The sequence below is a fragment of the Hydrogenophaga sp. genome, assembly GCF_018780075.1.
Lineage (GTDB): Bacteria > Pseudomonadota > Gammaproteobacteria > Burkholderiales > Burkholderiaceae_C > Hydrogenophaga.
The window spans coordinates 54,716-70,094 of the sequence record NZ_JADMKB010000037.1; the positions used below are offsets into that span (position 1 = coordinate 54,716).

At 67.4% G+C, this 15,379-nt stretch carries 14 protein-coding genes and 1 tRNA gene; 9 read left to right on the forward strand and 6 right to left on the reverse strand.

The window, feature by feature from the left end:
• Nucleotides 1-25: 25 nt before the first annotated feature.
• Together IV088_RS08520 and IV088_RS08525 are read right to left on the reverse strand one after the other, a co-directional pair.
• Nucleotides 26-1,051 (reverse strand): response regulator transcription factor, encoded by a 1,026-nt coding sequence (locus IV088_RS08520; protein WP_291100484.1) that lies wholly within the window; start codon nucleotides 1,049-1,051, stop codon nucleotides 26-28.
• A 35-nt stretch (nucleotides 1,052-1,086) separates the two neighbouring features.
• Nucleotides 1,087-4,584, reverse strand: coding sequence for an ATP-binding protein (locus tag IV088_RS08525; protein ID WP_291100854.1), 3,498 nt, complete (start codon nucleotides 4,582-4,584; stop codon nucleotides 1,087-1,089).
• A 261-nt stretch (nucleotides 4,585-4,845) separates the two neighbouring features.
• Between IV088_RS08525 and IV088_RS08530 the strand changes: the two genes are divergently transcribed.
• From IV088_RS08530 to IV088_RS08545, 4 genes are all read left to right on the forward strand, one after another.
• On the forward strand, nucleotides 4,846-5,694 hold the full coding sequence (locus IV088_RS08530) for an SHOCT domain-containing protein (protein WP_291100487.1): 849 nt from the start codon (nucleotides 4,846-4,848) through the stop codon (nucleotides 5,692-5,694).
• Between the two features lie 122 nt (nucleotides 5,695-5,816).
• Nucleotides 5,817-6,119 (forward strand): urease subunit gamma, encoded by a 303-nt coding sequence (locus tag IV088_RS08535; RefSeq protein WP_291100489.1) that lies wholly within the window; start codon nucleotides 5,817-5,819, stop codon nucleotides 6,117-6,119.
• 126 nt (nucleotides 6,120-6,245) lie between these two features.
• The gene (locus IV088_RS08540; RefSeq protein WP_291100492.1) at nucleotides 6,246-6,407 is read left to right on the forward strand and encodes a hypothetical protein; all 162 of its coding nucleotides are present in this window, start codon (nucleotides 6,246-6,248) and stop codon (nucleotides 6,405-6,407) included.
• Between the two features lie 10 nt (nucleotides 6,408-6,417).
• The gene (locus tag IV088_RS08545) at nucleotides 6,418-6,726 is read left to right on the forward strand and encodes an urease subunit beta (RefSeq protein WP_291100494.1); all 309 of its coding nucleotides are present in this window, start codon (nucleotides 6,418-6,420) and stop codon (nucleotides 6,724-6,726) included.
• A 28-nt stretch (nucleotides 6,727-6,754) separates the two neighbouring features.
• Here the strand turns inward: IV088_RS08545 and IV088_RS08550 are convergent, their stop codons facing one another.
• Nucleotides 6,755-7,693 (reverse strand): hypothetical protein, encoded by a 939-nt coding sequence (locus IV088_RS08550; protein ID WP_291100497.1) that lies wholly within the window; start codon nucleotides 7,691-7,693, stop codon nucleotides 6,755-6,757.
• Between the two features lie 410 nt (nucleotides 7,694-8,103).
• Between IV088_RS08550 and ureC the strand changes: the two genes are divergently transcribed.
• The 5 genes from ureC to IV088_RS08575 all read left to right on the forward strand — a co-directional run bounded on the left by ureC (nucleotide 8,104) and on the right by IV088_RS08575 (nucleotide 11,918).
• Nucleotides 8,104-9,822: an urease subunit alpha gene (gene ureC / locus IV088_RS08555; RefSeq protein WP_291100498.1), complete on the forward strand. Its 1,719-nt coding sequence runs from the start codon at nucleotides 8,104-8,106 to the stop codon at nucleotides 9,820-9,822.
• A 21-nt stretch (nucleotides 9,823-9,843) separates the two neighbouring features.
• Nucleotides 9,844-10,419, forward strand: coding sequence for an urease accessory protein UreE (gene ureE, locus IV088_RS08560; RefSeq protein WP_291100501.1), 576 nt, complete (start codon nucleotides 9,844-9,846; stop codon nucleotides 10,417-10,419).
• Nucleotides 10,406-11,116 (forward strand): urease accessory protein UreF, encoded by a 711-nt coding sequence (locus IV088_RS08565; RefSeq protein ID WP_291100857.1) that lies wholly within the window; start codon nucleotides 10,406-10,408, stop codon nucleotides 11,114-11,116. Before ureE ends, IV088_RS08565 begins: the two co-directional genes overlap by 14 nt.
• Nucleotides 11,117-11,127: 11 nt before the next feature.
• Entirely contained in the window at nucleotides 11,128-11,796 is a 669-nt protein-coding gene (ureG, locus tag IV088_RS08570) for an urease accessory protein UreG (RefSeq protein ID WP_291100502.1), read from the forward strand.
• A 34-nt stretch (nucleotides 11,797-11,830) separates the two neighbouring features.
• Nucleotides 11,831-11,918, forward strand: a tRNA-Ser gene (locus IV088_RS08575).
• Between the two features lie 323 nt (nucleotides 11,919-12,241).
• Here the strand turns inward: IV088_RS08575 and IV088_RS08580 are convergent.
• Genes IV088_RS08580 through IV088_RS08590 form a run of 3 tightly spaced genes read right to left on the reverse strand, consistent with a single transcriptional unit; the run spans nucleotide 12,242 to nucleotide 15,361 of the window.
• Nucleotides 12,242-13,522, reverse strand: coding sequence for a TRAP transporter large permease subunit (locus IV088_RS08580; protein WP_291100505.1), 1,281 nt, complete (start codon nucleotides 13,520-13,522; stop codon nucleotides 12,242-12,244).
• A 25-nt stretch (nucleotides 13,523-13,547) separates the two neighbouring features.
• A complete protein-coding gene (locus tag IV088_RS08585; protein ID WP_291100508.1) occupies nucleotides 13,548-14,105 on the reverse strand; it encodes a TRAP transporter small permease in 558 nt (185 codons plus the stop codon).
• Nucleotides 14,106-14,146: 41 nt separating this feature from the next.
• A complete protein-coding gene (locus tag IV088_RS08590) occupies nucleotides 14,147-15,361 on the reverse strand; it encodes a fumarylacetoacetate hydrolase family protein (protein WP_291100510.1) in 1,215 nt (404 codons plus the stop codon).
• Nucleotides 15,362-15,379: the final 18 nt, after the last annotated feature.

A 15,379-nucleotide genomic window follows, 5' to 3' on the forward strand; every position in this document is an offset into this window, starting at 1 on the left:
CAATGAGGGACACACTGCGTGTCGCCTAACCACCCCTCGGCTGCAACAACGGCACCCGGTTGATCGCCATCGCCGCCGCCGCCGTGCGCGTCTCCACCCCCAGCTTGGCGTGGATGCGCTCGAGGTGCTTCTTCACTGTCGCGGGGCTGGAGCCGAGGATGTCGCCGATGTCGCGGTTGATCTTGCCCTTGACCACCCAGTACAAGACCTCGGCCTCGCGCGCGGTCAGGCCGAAGGACTGCGCCAGGGCTTCGAGCACGGCGGCGTCCGAGGTTTCCTGCATCACGATCAGCCAGTCGCCGCCTTCGCCCGGCGCTTCCACCGTCTCGGCGCCGTCCTGGTCGCCCACGCGCTGGTGCAGGCGGAAGGTGAGGCGGCGCGGGCCCTGTTCCAGCGTGAGCCTGGGCGGTTCACGCTGGGCCTGGGCGTCGCTCAGGTGGCGGCGCAGCCATTGCAGAACTTCGGCTGGCGTGTCGGGCGCCACCGTGCCGCAGTAGCGCTGCAGCAGGTCGCGCGCCAGCGGGGTCTGCCACATCAGGCGGCCGTCGCGCTCGCGCACGGTGATGGTGGCGTAGCCGAAGGCGTCGAGCGCGTAACGCGCCTGCCGGCGCTCCACCGCGCCCTGGCGCGCGTGGCGCGCCGAGCGCAGGTGCACACCCATGCGCGCGATCACCTCGCGCGGCTTGATGGGCTTGGTCACGTAGTCCGCGCCGCCCGCGTCGAGCGCGGCCACCAGGTGCTCGGTCTCGGTCAGGCCGGTCATGAAGATGATGGGGATCTGCGCGGTGGCCGGGTCGGCCTTGAGGCGGCGCGCGACCTCGAAGCCGTCGATGCCGGGCATGACCGCGTCGAGCAGGATCACATCGGGCAGGGCCTGCGTGGCGCGGCGGATGGCGGCCTCGCCGTCGAGCGCGACCAGCACGGTGTAGCCGGCTTCGTCGAGCGCGTCGTGCAGCGGGGCGACGTTGTCGGGCACGTCGTCCACGATCAGCACCACCAGCGCGTCGCTCAGGTGCTCGCGGGGGGGCTCGGGCAGGGAAAGGCGGTTCATGCGGGGTTCATGTGTTCAACAGCGGGCGTTCCAGCTCATGGCGAACCGGGCACCGAAGGCGCGGCGCCGTGCGCCAGCAAGCGCTGCTCGATGGCTTCGAACCGGAACTCGCGCGCGAGCGTGCGCAGGCCCTGAGCAAAGTCGGCCTGCTCGGGGCGCTGGCGCACCCAGTCGTCGAGCCAGTTCACGATGCCCTTGTAGTAACCCAGGCGCACCAGCTCCAGCAGCGGCGCGAGTTCGGCCTCGCTGCTGGCGGCGGGGGCCTGGGGGGTGTGGGCGGGGGCCGGCGTGGCGGTGTCGCCCCGGGTCCATTGCAGGCCCAGGCGCTGGCCCAGCCAGGCCAGCAGGTCGTCGCGACGCACGGGTTTGACGAAGAAGTCCTGCGGGCGGTGGCCTTGATCGCCTTCGCCTTCGATCTGCAGGCCCTTGTCAAACGCATTGGCCGAGACGATGGCCAGCGGCACGCCGCCCCAGCCGCGCGCGCGCAGGCGGCGCAGGGTTTCCCAGCCGTCGATGCCGGGCATGGCGAGGTCCATGAAGACGGCGTGGGGCGCACCCTCGCCCGCCGGGTCCAGTGCGTCGAGCATGGCCAGCGCGTCGTGGCCGCTGGTGGCCAGCAGCACCTCGAAGCCCAGCGGCTGCAGCCAGCGCGCGATCAGCTCGCGGTCGCTCTCTTCGTTGTCCACCACCAGCACGCGGTGGCGCGGCCCCTCGTAGGCCGTGATCGCGGGTGCCGCCACGTCGCGCCGCACCACGGCGCCGTGCAGCTCGGGCAGGAACAGGCGCACGCTGAACACCGTGCCCTCGCCCGGCGTGCTGCGCACCGTCATCTCGCCGCCCATGAGGTCGGTCAGCATCTTGGCGATGGTCAGGCCCAGGCCGGTGCCACCCGAGGCCACGGCGGCCTCGGCCTGGCCGCGCGCGAACGGCTCGAACACGCGGTCCAGCTCGGGCGCGCCCATGCCCGGGCCGGTGTCGTGCACCTCGAACAGCGCCATCTCGCGCGCGTGCGTCACGCGCAGCCGCACCCCGCCTTCGCGCGTGAACTTCACCGCGTTGCCCAGCAGGTTGATGAGGATCTGGCGCAGCCGCTTGTCGTCGGCGCGCACGGCGTCGGGCAGGCGGTTGCCGGTCTCGAACGCGAAGTGCAGGCCCTTGGCCGCGGCCTGCAGCTCGAACATGCTGGCCACCTCGCGCATGGCGTCGGCGAAGGCCATGGGCTTCACGTCGAGCGCGAGCTTGCCGGACTCGATGCGCGCGATGTCCAGCGTGCCCTCGATCAGCGAGAGCAGGTGTTCGCCGCCGCGGTTGATCACGCGGATGGCCTGCGCGCGGTGGGGCGCCATGCCGGTGTCTTCCTGCAAGAGCTGCGCGTAGCCCAGGATGCTGTTGAGCGGTGTGCGCAGCTCGTGGCTGATGGTGCTGATGTAGCGCGTCTTGGCGTGGTTGGCCTGCTCGGCGGCCAGGCGCGCCTGCTGCAGGGCCTCGTCGGTGAGGCGGTGCGATTCGATCTCCTGCATGAGCAGGCGCGTCTGCCGGTTCGACTCTTCCTGCGCCACCTCGCGGCTCTTGTGCGCCAGCACCAGCCACCAGGCCACGGTGGCGGCGATCAGCAGCAGCACGGCGTAGACCCGCAGGAAGCCCGAGCGCAGCGCGGCGTCGAGCAGGCTGGCGTCGGCCACCGCTTCGAGACGCTGCCCCAGGCCCTGCACCTGCTGCCGGTACAGCAGCCCCAGCACGGCCGCGAGCACCGGCGCCACCACCAGCATGAGCAGCAGGTAGTGCGCGAGGCCCGCTTCGAGGTAAGGCCACATGCGCTGCGGCATCACGGTGCGCAAAGCGCCCTGCCACTGCTCTGACAGGCGCGCGTGCGGCTTGCACAGGTCGCCACAGCGCGCGTCCAGCGTGCAACACAGCGAGCAGATGTGGCCCTGGTAAGCCGGGCAGTGCGCCATGTCGGGCGCTTCGTATTCACGCTCACAAATCACGCAGCGGAGGAGTGCACCCCCCGCGCCGCCTGCGGCGTCACCCCCCTGAAGGGGGGCAACACCAGCGGCCGGGCGAAGCCCGTTCCGCGGTGTTTCTGGGAGGGCTACCCCGCTTCCCGCACAACCATCGCAAGAACCTTTGTCGCAGGATTGCGAGGTGCGAGCAATGTAATACCGCCCCTGCGTCGCCCACGCGATCAGCGGCGATGCCACCAGCGCCGTCACCATCGCGATCACCGCCGAAAACGCCTGCGCCGTGTCGCCCATCAACCCCATGTGCGCCGCGATCGAGAGCGCCGAAGCCAGGCCCATGGCGCCCACGCCCACGGGGTTGATGTCGTAGAGGTGGGCGCGCTTGAACTCGATGCCCGGCGGGCTCCAGCCCAGGGGTTTGTTGATCACGAGGTCGGCCACCACGGCCATGATCCAGGCGATGGCGAGGTTGCTGTAGAGCCCCAGCACCTCGCCCAGCGCGCGGAACACGTTCATCTCCATCAGCATGAAGGCGATCAGCGTGTTGAACACCACCCAGACCACGCGGCCCGGGTGGCTGTGCGTGAGGCGCGAGAAGAAGTTGCTCCAGGCCAGCGAACCGGCGTAGGCGTTGGTGACGTTGATCTTGAGCTGCGACACCACCACGAACAGCGCCGTGGCCACCACCGCCCAGCCGTAGTTCGGGAACACGTACTCGTAGGCCGCGAGGTACATCTGGTTCGGGTCCACCGCGCGGTCGGGCGGCACCATGTGGCTGATGGCGAGGTAGGCGAGCAGCGCGCCACCCAGCATCTTGAGCACGCCGAGGATCACCCAACCCGGCCCGCCGGCCAGCACGCCGGCCCACCAGCGCCAGGCCCGGCCTTTTTCGGGCGCCGGCATGAAGCGCAGGTAGTCGGCCTGCTCGCCCATCTGCGTGATGAGCGCGATGCCGACCGTGAGAGCAGCACCAAACAGGTGCCAATCGAACGCCACACCCGCACCAGATTCGCCCCCGTAATGCACCACGTTGGAGAACGCACCGGGATCGAGCGTCCACACCGCCACGAACGGCACCAGCATCATCACCAGCCAGAGCGGCTGGGTCCAGACCTGGAAGCGGCTGATGACCGACACGCCGTAGGTCACGAGCGGGATCACCACCAGCGCGCAGATCAGGTAGCCCCAGGCCGGCGGGATGTCCAGCGCCAGCTCCAGCGCGTAGGCCATGACCGCCGCTTCGAGCGCGAAGAAGATGAAGGTGAACGAGGCGTAAATCAGCGAGGTGATGGTGGAGCCGATGTAGCCGAAGCCCGCGCCACGCGTGAGCAGGTCCATGTCCACGCCGTAGCGCGCGGCGTAGATGCTGATGGGCAGGCCCGCCAGGAAGATGATCAGCCCCGTGACCAGGATGGCGAGCGCGGCGTTGACGAAGCCGTACTGCACCAGCAGCGTGGCGCCCACGGCCTCCAGGATCAGGAACGAGGCCGCGCCGAACGCCGTGTTCGCCACGCGCCACTCGGACCACTTGCGAAAGCGCTGCGGCGTGTAACGCAGCGCGTAGTCTTCCATGGTCTCGCTGCCGACCCAGCTGTTGTAGTCGCGGCGCACCTTGATGATGCGTTGGGGAGCCGGGTCATGGCCCCCATGCTCCGCCGCTGCGCGGGTCGCTGCCCCCCAAGGGGGCTGATCCACCTTGGGGCGGCCCGGCGGTGGATCGATTGCGGTGTGGGGTTCAAGGTTCACCCTAGGCTTTGCGCAGCATTCGTGCCAAGGCTGATTTTCCAGTGGGGTTCTGCGAAACTGCGAGACCACACACCAGACACCCTCAGCATGCGACAACTCTCCCCCCAGGGTCAGCAGACCCTCAACGACATCGCCCAGCGCCACGGCTTCAGCTTCGACGCCACGCTCTCCATGCTCGAATCCGTGATCAACGGCAACGGCAGCATGGCGCAGTTCAACCACCCCGAATTCAGCGGCTCGGGCCAGTGGATGCGCGGCGGCATGACCATGGTCTCGGACATGTTCAACAACCACCTGAAGGGCCGGGTCGACAACCTCTGCAGCGAGCTGTCCAACCTGATCGCCAACCAGCCCGACCTGCTGCGCAGCGGCAGCTTTCAAAGCCAAAGCCAGGGCGGCAGCGGCCACCACCAGATCCAGGCCAACCACTCGGGTGGTGGCATGCAAAGCCAGGGCGACAGCGGCTTCGGCGCCAACAGCCTGTTCGTGCCGCCCGCGCCCGGCACCAGTGGCGACTGGTGGCCGGCCGACCTGCGCTGGCCCAACAGCACGGGCGCGCAGAACAACGTGCGCTACGCGTACTTTGCGCAGGCGCGGCGCCTGGCGATCGAGGTCCACGGATCGGTCACGGTCTATGACACGCTGGACCACCAGATCGGCGGCTTTTCGCAGCAGCAATCCGCGGGCGGTACGCTGGGTTTTTCCAGCCAGTACGGTCTGATCGACGTGGCCAGCCTGCCGGTGGTTTCGCGCGATGGCATGGCGGTGCAGCCACCTGCGCCGCAGCCCAGCGGCATGGCGTACCACCCGGTACCCGAAGCCGGTGCCACCGACACCTTCGCCGCCATCGAACGCCTGGCGGGCCTGCACGCCAAAGGCATGCTCACCGACGCCGAATACAGCACCAAGAAGGCCGAGCTGCTGGCCCGACTCTGACAGCAAGGGCACGGAATTTGCTCGACAGTCTCACGAATCGAAACCCGAGCCCAGCGTGGAACTGACCCCGCGTGTTCGGCCTGCAAGTGCGGCCGCGCGCGCCAATTGAGCGAAGCGAAAAAATGGAACTGACTCCGCGTGAGAAAGACAAGCTGCTGATCTTCACCGCCGCCCTGCTGGCCGAGCGGCGCATGGCGCGTGGCCTGAAGCTCAACTACCCCGAAGCGGTGGCCCTGATTTCGGCCGCCGTGATGGAGGGCGCCCGAGACGGCAAGACCGTGGCGCAGCTCATGAGCGAAGGCCGCAATGTGCTCACCCGCGCCGATGTGATGGAGGGCATTGCCGAGATGATCCCGGACATCCAGGTGGAGGCCACGTTCCCGGACGGGACCAAGCTGGTGACGGTGCACGATCCCATTGTTTAACCCCCGCGCCGCGCTGCGCGCGTCACCCCCCAGGGGGCGATGCGAGTGGCCCGGCGGAGCCGGTTCCACCGCATCCCCGGACTCAGACACTTCGCGCCGACCGCCTTCTTTTTTTGGAGCCCTGACATGAAATCGCTGCTCACCCTGTCCGCTGCCTTTGCGTCTCTGCCCGCCTTCGCCCATGATGGACACGGCCTGTTCGGCAGCCACTGGCACCCCACCGACGCGCTGGGTTTTGTGGCGGTCGCCGGCCTGATCGCGCTGGCGGTCTGGCTGTCGAAGAAGTGAGGGAGTCGCCATGATCCCCGGTGAATATTTTGTGGACGCAGGGGAACACCCCCTCAACCCCGGCCGCCGCACGCTGACGCTGGTGGTGCAGAACACGGCCAACCGGCCGGTGCAGGTGGGCTCGCACTACCACTTTGCCGAAACCAACGCCGCGCTCGGCTTCGACCGCGATGCCGCGAAAGGCATGCGCCTGAACATCGCGGCGGGCACCGCCGTGCGCTTCGAACCCGGACAACAACGCACCGTGGAGCTGGTGGACTTCGCCGGCGACCGCATCGTGGTCGGCTTTCGCGGCCTGGTGCAGGGCCCGCTGACCTGAGCGCCAGCCAGCCCTTGCTGCCGGTGCCTCAGTGCGAGAAGGTGGTGCGGGTCACCACCGGCTGGCCCGGCGCGGCCAGCACGAAGAAACCCGGCAGACCGGCGGTGCCGAAATTCGTGGCCGGGTTGCGCGCGAACACCGAGTCGCTGAGGTTCATGCGCCCGCTGCGGTCGTTGCTGACGAAGAACACGGCGCTGCCGCCCTCGACCGCCGTGTTGTCGCTGACCGTGCTGCCATAGACCGACAGGGTGAAGAAGTTGCCGTCGTTGTAAATGGCCCCACCACTGCCACCACCGGGTGTGCCCGCCTGCGCCGGATTGGCGCCATTGCCGAGCGCGGCGTTGTGCGACAGCACGCTGTTGTAGACGCTGTAGGACACACCGATGCCGCTGAGCGCACCGCCGTTGGAACAGCGGTTGCCCTGACCCGCTGCGCCGCCGAAGGTGCTGCCCACCACATAGACCGGCCGGTTCTGGTAGATGCTCAGCACCCGCACAGCGCCACCGCCGATGTCCGGTCCGGTGGTCTCGCACCGGTTGCGGGTGAACTGGCTGTTGACGATCTTGAACTGCCCGCCCCGCACAAAGATGGCACCGCCACCGCCCCCATCGGTGAGCTGGCCGATGGAGTTGCCCTGGGTGAAGCCGATGTTCTGCACCGTCAACCGGGGCGTTTCCTGGTTATTGCACTGCGAACTTGTCCAGACCTGCTCGGGATCGCAGGTGTTCTGATAGAGAATCCGCACCCGGCCGCCGCCGCTGAGCGTCACCAGCCCGCCTCCATCCAGTGTCACGTCCGGTCGGTTGTTGAACACCTTGGCTGTTTGCGGCAGGGTGATGGTGACCGGGTCTGGCCCGCAGCTGAACCGGATCTTGCCCCCCTGGGCCACCGCCTGCACCACCGCCTCCCCTGTGCAGCTGGCCACGGTGCCTGTGCCAACGACCTGGTCGGACTGGCTGGTGTCCACCGCCCGGCCCGCCGCCGGTACCGTCACCCGGCCGCCCGGTGCGCCGGCATTGATCGGAGTGCCGGTGGTCGCATCACTGCCGCCTCCATTTCCGCCATCGGCGCTACTGTCCCCGTCACCACCTCCGCCGCATGCGGCCAGAAGAAACGGTAGCGCAACGGCCATGACAACGAGAGGAGAAACAGCAGACAACCTCATAGACACTCGGAAAGGAAAAAAGGGTTGGACTGGTCCGGTGGGTTGTGAGCCTTGGCACGATTCATGCACCAACCGATTCCGAAGACTATAGGCACCAAAGGCCCTCGGAAGCAAGCCGACAAACGAAAGGACTGTGTACGGTCGTTACCGTGGCCGCTCCACTGTCACGCGCCGATCTCATTCCAGCGAACAACCCAGCCAGAAAAAATACCATGGCCAGCATCCCCAAACGCGCCTATGCCGACATGTTCGGCCCCACCGTCGGCGACCGTGTGCGACTGGCCGACACCGGCCTGATCGTGGAGGTGGAAAAAGACTTCACCCTGGCCGCGGGCGGTTACGGCGAAGAAGCCAAGTTCGGCGGCGGCAAGACCATCCGCGACGGCATGGCGCAGTCGCAACGCACGCGCGCAGAAGGCGCGGTGGACACGGTGCTGACCAACGCGCTCATCATCGACCACTGGGGCATCGTCAAGGCCGACATCGGCTTGAAGGGCGGGCACATCGTCGCCATCGGCAAGTCGGGCAACCCCGACACCATGCCCGGCGTGGACATCGTCATCGGCCCGGGCACCGAGGTCATCAGCTGCGAAGGCCACATCGTCACGGCCGGCGGCATCGACAGCCACATCCACTTCATCTGCCCGCAGCAGGTCGACGAGGCGCTCACCTCGGGCATCACCACCATGCTCGGCGGCGGCACCGGCCCGGCCACCGGCACCTTCGCCACCACCTGCACGCCCGGCCCCTGGCACATCGAGCGCATGCTGCAGGCGGCCGACGGCTTTGCCATGAACCTGGGTTTCCTGGGCAAGGGCAACGCCAGCCAGCCCGCGCCGCTGCGCGAGCAGATTCACGCCGGCGTGATCGGCCTCAAGCTGCACGAAGACTGGGGCACCACGCCCAGCGCCATCAGCAACTGCCTGGACGTGGCCGAGGAAACCGACACCCAGGTGGCGATCCACAGCGATACGCTCAACGAATCGGGCTTTGTGGAAGACACGATTGCGGCCACCAAGGGCCGCACGCTCTGCGCCTTCCACACCGAGGGCGCCGGCGGCGGCCACGCGCCCGACATCATCCGCGTGGTCGGCGAGGCCAACTTCCTGCCCTCGTCCACCAACCCGACCATGCCCTACACCGTCAACACGCTCGACGAACACGTCGACATGCTGATGGTCTGCCACCACCTGGACGCCGGCATCCCCGAAGACCTGGCCTTTGCCGAGAGCCGCATCCGCCGCGAGACCATCGCCGCCGAAGACATCCTGCACGACATAGGCGCCATCAGCATCATGAGCAGCGACAGCCAGGCCATGGGTCGCGTCGGCGAGGTGGTGATCCGCACCTGGCAGACGGCCGACAAGATGAAGAGCCAGCGCGGCTCGCTGCCCGAAGACAGTTCGCGCAACGACAACTTCCGCGCCAAGCGCTACATCGCCAAATACACGATCAACCCGGCCATCGCACACGGCATCTCGCACATCGTCGGTTCACTCGAAGTCGGCAAGTGGGCCGACCTGGTGGTCTGGAAGCCCGCCTTCTTCGGCGTCAAACCCGCCCTGGTCTTGAAGGGCGGCAGCATCGCGCTGGCCGCCATGGGCGACCCGAACGCCTCCATCCCGACCCCGCAGCCGGTGCACTACCGGCCGCAGTTCGGCGCCTTCGGCAGCGCGCTGGCCAAGGGCAGTCTCACCTTCGTCTCGCAGGCCGGCCTGCGCGCCGGCGTGGGCGAGCGCTACGGCCTGCAAAAAGCCACCGTGGCGGTGCAGGGCTGCCGCAGTGTCACCAAAGCCAGCATGGTGCACAACAGCTACCTGCCCAAGATGGAGATCGACCCGCAGCGCTACACCGTGCGTGCAGACGGCGTGCTGCTGACCTGCGAGCCCGCCAGCAAGTTGCCCATGGCTCAGCGATACTTCTTGTTTTAAAACTTTATCGCTCATATTTTCATGCTTCAAGTGTCCAAGCTCATTCCCCAAGGCCAGGGGCTCGCGCCGGTGCTGGTGCGCCGCGCCGCGCACCTGGAACTGGACTGGGATGTGCGCCAGAAAAGCCGCTTCGACGCGACCGCGTCCGATGGCCGCAGCGTGGGCGTGTTCCTGCCGCGCGGCACGGTGGTGCGCGGCGGCGACGTGCTGATCACGCAAGACGGCTCACTGCTGCGGGTGGTGGCCGCCCCCCAGGTGGTGCTCAAGGTCACCGCCTGCACCGATCACAGCCACGGCCATGCGCACGACAGCGCGTTTGACCTCATGCGTGCCGCCTACCACCTGGGCAACCGGCACGTGCCCATCGAGCTGAAACCCGATCACCTCAAGATCGAGCCCGACCACGTGCTGGCCGACATGCTGCGCGCCATGCACCTGACGGTGGCCGAGGTGCGCGAAGCCTTCGAGCCCGAGGGCGGTGCCTACGCGGCGCACGGCAGCGCACCGGCGGGTGGACATGCCCACCAGGGTCATGGCCATGGCCACGCGGGCCACGGTCACCACCCGCACGACCACCACGGCCATGACCACGGCTGAGCCGCCCACGCGGGCGGCCGGCGGCCTGCTGCACCTCCTGTGGCTGGCCTCGCCCACGCTTCCGGTGGGTGGTTTCTCGTATTCCGAAGGGCTGGAGGCGGCCGTTGATGCCGGGCTCGTGACCGACGAAGCCAGCGCCGCGGGCTGGCTGGTCGACCAGCTGCACCTGGGCCTCGCGCGCTGCGACCTGGCCGTGGTGGCGCAGGCCATTCCCGCCTGGCAGGCGGGCGACCAACCCCGCATCCGCCAGCTCAACGCCTGGGTGCTGAGCACGCGCGAGACGCACGAGTTTCGCCTGCAGACCGAACAGATGGGCCGCTCGATGCTGGAGTGGGCGCGCTCGCTGGGTGAGCTCGGCGAGGGCGTGTTCGAACAGTTGCTGGCCGCCGGCCTGAACCCGCCCTGCTACCCGGTGGCCATGGCCTGCGCCGCGGCCCGCAGCGGCGCCAGCACCCGCGACAGCCTGCTCGGTTTCGCCTTCGGCTGGGCCGAGAACATGGTGCAGGCGGCCATCAAGTCGGTGCCGTTGGGCCAGAGCGCCGGGCAACGCATGCTCGCGCGCCTGGCACGCGAGATCCCCGCCGCGGCGGACCATGCCCTGGCGCTCGAAGACGGTGAGCGCCAGGCCTTCACGCCCGGGCTCGCCATCCTCAGCGCCCGCCACGAAACCCAGTATTCCCGTCTGTTCCGTTCCTGAAGACCCGCCCCATGAGCGCCCTGCACCACATCCCGAACCGCACCAAAACCCTGCCCCCGCTGCGCGTGGGCATCGGCGGCCCCGTCGGCTCCGGCAAGACCACCCTGCTCGAAATGCTGTGCAAGACCATGCGCGAGCGGTACGACCTGGTCGCCATCACCAACGACATCTACACCAAGGAAGACCAGCGCCTGCTCACCGTCAGCGGCGCGCTGCCGGCCGAACGCATCATGGGCGTGGAGACCGGTGGCTGCCCGCACACCGCGATCCGCGAAGACTGCTCGATCAACCTCGAAGCCATCGACCGCATGCTGGGCGACTTCCCCAACGCCGACATCGTGTTCGTCGAATCGGGCGGCGACAACCTGGCCGCCACCTTCAGCCCCGAACTCTCGGACCTGACGATCTACGTGATCGACGTCGCCGCGGGCGAGAAGATCCCGCGCAAGGGCGGCCCCGGCATCACCAAGAGCGACCTGTTCGTCATCAACAAGACCGACCTGGCCCCGCACGTGGGCGCCGACCTGGAGGTCATGAAAGCAGACACCGCGCGCATGCGACCAGACACCGCTCGCCGCCCCTGGGTGATGACCAACCTCAAGACCCTGGCCGGTGTCGACGAGGTCGTGCGTTTCATCGAACAGCGCGGCATGCTGCAACCGGGCCCGGTCACCCCTTGACCAGCGCCCTGGCGGCTACAATGCCTGCCACCCCGGAGACGTGGGAGAGTGGTTTAATCCAGCGGTCTTGAAAACCGCCGACCCGCAAGGGTCCGTGAGTTCGAATCTCACCGTCTCCGCCAGGACATCCAGAAAAACGGGCCCTCGCGGCCCGTTTCTGCTTTCTGCCCATCACCCAGCCCATCGTCGGCGGCGGCACGTTGTGGCACCTGGTGAGGCGATGGACTCAACAGGTACAAGGCTCCAACAGCGGCCTTCTTCGCCACGATGGCCGGCCAGCAGATGGCTGGTCGCTGGCGGTGACCCCGCCCACCTGCATGCCGGCCACCCAAGACAGGCCGACTCGGTCTTGCTTCAAGAACCCATCGTTGCGCATCAAATGTGCGGCCTGGATCGACCTTGTCGCGACATCTGCGTCACCAAATTCACGGTCCGAAGTGGCTGCTCAGTTGATGAACCAACGCATCGGCACCAGCACCAGGGACGGGAACAGCACCATCAGGAACATCACGATGAACTGCGCGGTCATGAAGGGGATGACGCCACGGGTGACTTCGTCCATGCGCATCTTGCCCACACCAGCCACCACGTTGAGCACCGTGCCCACAGGGGGTGTGATCAGGCCGATGGCGTTGTTCATGATGAACAGCACACCGAAGTACACCGGATCGATGCCGGCGGCCTTGACCACCGGCATCAGCACGGGGGTCAGGATCAGGATGGTGGGCGTCATGTCCATGGCCGTGCCCACCGCGATCACCAGCACCATGATGGCCATCATCAGCAACGTCGGGCTGTCCAGCAGCGGCGCCAGCAGTGCAATCAGCTGCTTCGGAATATCGGCCACCGTGATCAGCCAGGCACTGACCATGGCCGCCGCCACGAGGAACATGATCACGGCGGTGGTCTTGGCCGCACTGACGAACACCTCGCGCAGCTGGTGCCAATGCAGTTCCCGGTAAACCAGCGTGGCCACCAACGACGCATACACCGCGGCAACCACCGCGGCTTCGGTGGGCGTGAACACGCCCATCTTCAGCCCCACCAGCACGATCACCGGCAGGAACAGCGCCCAGGTCGATTCCTTGAACGCTTGCAGGCGCTCGGCCGAGGTGGCCTTGGGCGGCGGGGTGACGTTCTCGGTTTGCGAAACAACGTACCAGGCCAGGGCAATGGCCAGCCCCATCATCAGGCCCGGCACGATGCCCGCCAGGAACAGCTTGCTGATCGACACGTTGCCGGCCACGCCAAACACCACGAAACCGATCGAGGGCGGGATCACAGGGGCAATGATGCCGGCGGACGCGATCAGGCCACCGGCACGGGCCTTGTCGTGGCCGGCTTTGACCATCATGGGGAGCAGCAATGCGGCCAGAGCGGCGGTGTCGGCCACGGCCGAGCCCGACAGCGCGGCCAGCAAGCAGGCCGCCAGGATCGCGACAAAGCCCAGGCCGCCGCGCTTGTGGCCCACCAGGGTGAGCGCGAGCTTGACGATGCGGCTGGACAGCCCACCCACGTTCATGATTTCGCCGGCCAGCATGAAGAACGGAACGGCCAGGAGCGGGAACGAGTCGGCACCGTTGATCACGTTCTGCGCCAGGATCTGGGCATCAAACAGGTCCAGGTGCCACATCAGGGCAACACCCGACACCAGCAGCGCATAGGCAATGGGCACGCCGATGGCCATGACGGCCAGCAGCGAGCCCAGAAAGATGAAAACGGTCATGGTGTGTTGTCTCCGTGAAGTCGAGTCACTTGTACGTGTCGCTGCGATCGAGATGCAGCCCGTCGATCTGGGTCAACTCTTCTGACTCCTGGATGTGGACCAGGTCCTCGTCACGCACCTGGCCCGACAGCACCAGCCAGAGCTGACGCAACAGCATCAGCCCCGAAGAGACGGCGAAAAACACGCCCGAGGCGTAGAAGATGGCCATGGAGAAACCAGAGACTGGCGCTTCCACGTCCGCGTTGATCAGGGTCTGGGTCAACGCGCCACTGAACAACAACCAGGTGCAGTACAGCATCAGCAGGTAGCTGATGACCAGGCAGGTGCGCTGCACAAAGGGTGGCAACCTGACGAGCAGGAAATCGGTGCCGAGGTGGGCCTTTTCCTTGACGGCCACGACGGCGCCCATGAAGGTGACCCACACAAACAGCCAGCGCGACATTTCCTCGCTGATGGCGATCCCCGAGTTGAAGACGTAGCGCAGGACAACATTGCCAAAAACGAGCAGCACCATCACAGCCAGGGCCAGCGCGATGAGTGTTTCGACGACCCGGCAATACCGGTCGATCAGGTGGTTGATCATGGGGGTCTCCGTCTCGAGGTCTGCGCCGTCGATGGGTTGAATCAGCGTGTTTTTTCGTTCAGAAGGCCGCGCGCCGCCAGGTTGGCCATGAAGGCGCGCAGGCCGAAGCGCCAGGGCGGCGCCGTTTCGCTGTGGGTCACGCGGTTGTGAAGCGCCCCCAGCCAGGCGCTGTGGATGGTGACCACGTCGCCCAGCTTGTGTGTGAAGCCGCCACCGGGCTGGTCACGGTCCTCGATGGGGGCGAACAGCGTGCCCAGGAACAGCATGAAACCGTCCGGGTACTGGTGGGCGGTCAGCGTCTGGGCCACCAGGTCGGCCGGGTCGCGGCTGATGCTGGCCATGGTGTTGATCCCGCGCAGCTCGAAGCCGTCGGCACCGAGCACGCGCAGGTGCACGGTCTCACCACGCACCTGGTCCAGACCAAAGCCTTCGTCGAACAGCCGGATGAAGGGGCCGATGGCACAGGAAGCGTTGTTATCCTTGGCTTTGCCCAGCAGCAGTGCGCTGCGGCCTTCGATGTCGCGCAGGTTGACGTCGTTGCCCAGCGTGGCGCCGACGATGTCGCCGCGGCTGTTCACCGCCAGCACCACCTCGGGCTCGGGGTTGTTCCAGGCCGAATCCGCGCGGATGCCGATGTCGTCACCGCAGCCCACCGATGCCAGCACCGGCGCCTTGGTGAAGACCTCGGCATCCGGGCCGATGCCCACCTCCAGGTATTGCGACCACAGGCCTTTTTCCTGCAACAGCGCCTTCAACGCCATGGCCTGCGGCGAGCCCGGCTGGATGTCGGTCAGGCGCGCGCCGATCAGCTCGGTCACCTGCTGGCGCAGACGCTGGGCGCGGCTGGCATCGCCACGGGCCTGCTCTTCGATCACGCGCTCCACCAGGCTGGCGGCAAAGGTCACGCCGGCGGCTTTCACCACCTGCAGGTCACAGGGCGCCAGCAACCAGGGCAGCGATGCGTCGCGGCGACCGGGCAGGCTGTTGGACAGCAACTCATCGACGCCGCACAGGCGCTGGCCGGCGATCTGTCGCACAGCGTCGGCGGGTTGCGCGGTGTCGAGCAACGCGCTCATGGTCGGGAAGTGCGTGCTCAGGTCGAACACGCCATCGGGGCGCAGGACCACCACGGCGGGGCCAGGCTGCGCGCCTCCGAGCCAGACGCGCCCCACCAGGGTGCCCTCGACGCCGTCATCGGGCAGGATCTGGGAGGGGTGCTGGCCAGGGGTCCAGGCGGCGGCGACAACGGGATTCATGAAAGGTCCTTTGATTGA

Excerpts from the sequence above, each read along its gene's own strand:
- IV088_RS08520 (WP_291100484.1), bottom strand. The coding sequence starts at position 1,051 with ATGAACCGCCTTTCCCTGCCCGAGCCCCCCCGCGAGCACCTGAGCGAC.
- IV088_RS08525 (WP_291100854.1), bottom strand. The coding sequence starts at position 4,584 with ATGGAAGACTACGCGCTGCGTTACACGCCGCAGCGCTTTCGCAAGTGG.
- IV088_RS08530 (WP_291100487.1), top strand. The coding sequence starts at position 4,846 with ATGCGACAACTCTCCCCCCAGGGTCAGCAGACCCTCAACGACATCGCC.
- IV088_RS08535 (WP_291100489.1), top strand. The coding sequence starts at position 5,817 with ATGGAACTGACTCCGCGTGAGAAAGACAAGCTGCTGATCTTCACCGCC.
- IV088_RS08540 (WP_291100492.1), top strand. The coding sequence starts at position 6,246 with ATGAAATCGCTGCTCACCCTGTCCGCTGCCTTTGCGTCTCTGCCCGCC.
- IV088_RS08545 (WP_291100494.1), top strand. The coding sequence starts at position 6,418 with ATGATCCCCGGTGAATATTTTGTGGACGCAGGGGAACACCCCCTCAAC.
- ureC (WP_291100498.1), top strand. The coding sequence starts at position 8,104 with ATGGCCAGCATCCCCAAACGCGCCTATGCCGACATGTTCGGCCCCACC.
- ureE (WP_291100501.1), top strand. The coding sequence starts at position 9,844 with ATGCTTCAAGTGTCCAAGCTCATTCCCCAAGGCCAGGGGCTCGCGCCG.
- IV088_RS08565 (WP_291100857.1), top strand. The coding sequence starts at position 10,406 with ATGACCACGGCTGAGCCGCCCACGCGGGCGGCCGGCGGCCTGCTGCAC.
- ureG (WP_291100502.1), top strand. The coding sequence starts at position 11,128 with ATGAGCGCCCTGCACCACATCCCGAACCGCACCAAAACCCTGCCCCCG.
- IV088_RS08580 (WP_291100505.1), bottom strand. The coding sequence starts at position 13,522 with ATGACCGTTTTCATCTTTCTGGGCTCGCTGCTGGCCGTCATGGCCATC.
- IV088_RS08585 (WP_291100508.1), bottom strand. The coding sequence starts at position 14,105 with ATGATCAACCACCTGATCGACCGGTATTGCCGGGTCGTCGAAACACTC.
- IV088_RS08590 (WP_291100510.1), bottom strand. The coding sequence starts at position 15,361 with ATGAATCCCGTTGTCGCCGCCGCCTGGACCCCTGGCCAGCACCCCTCC.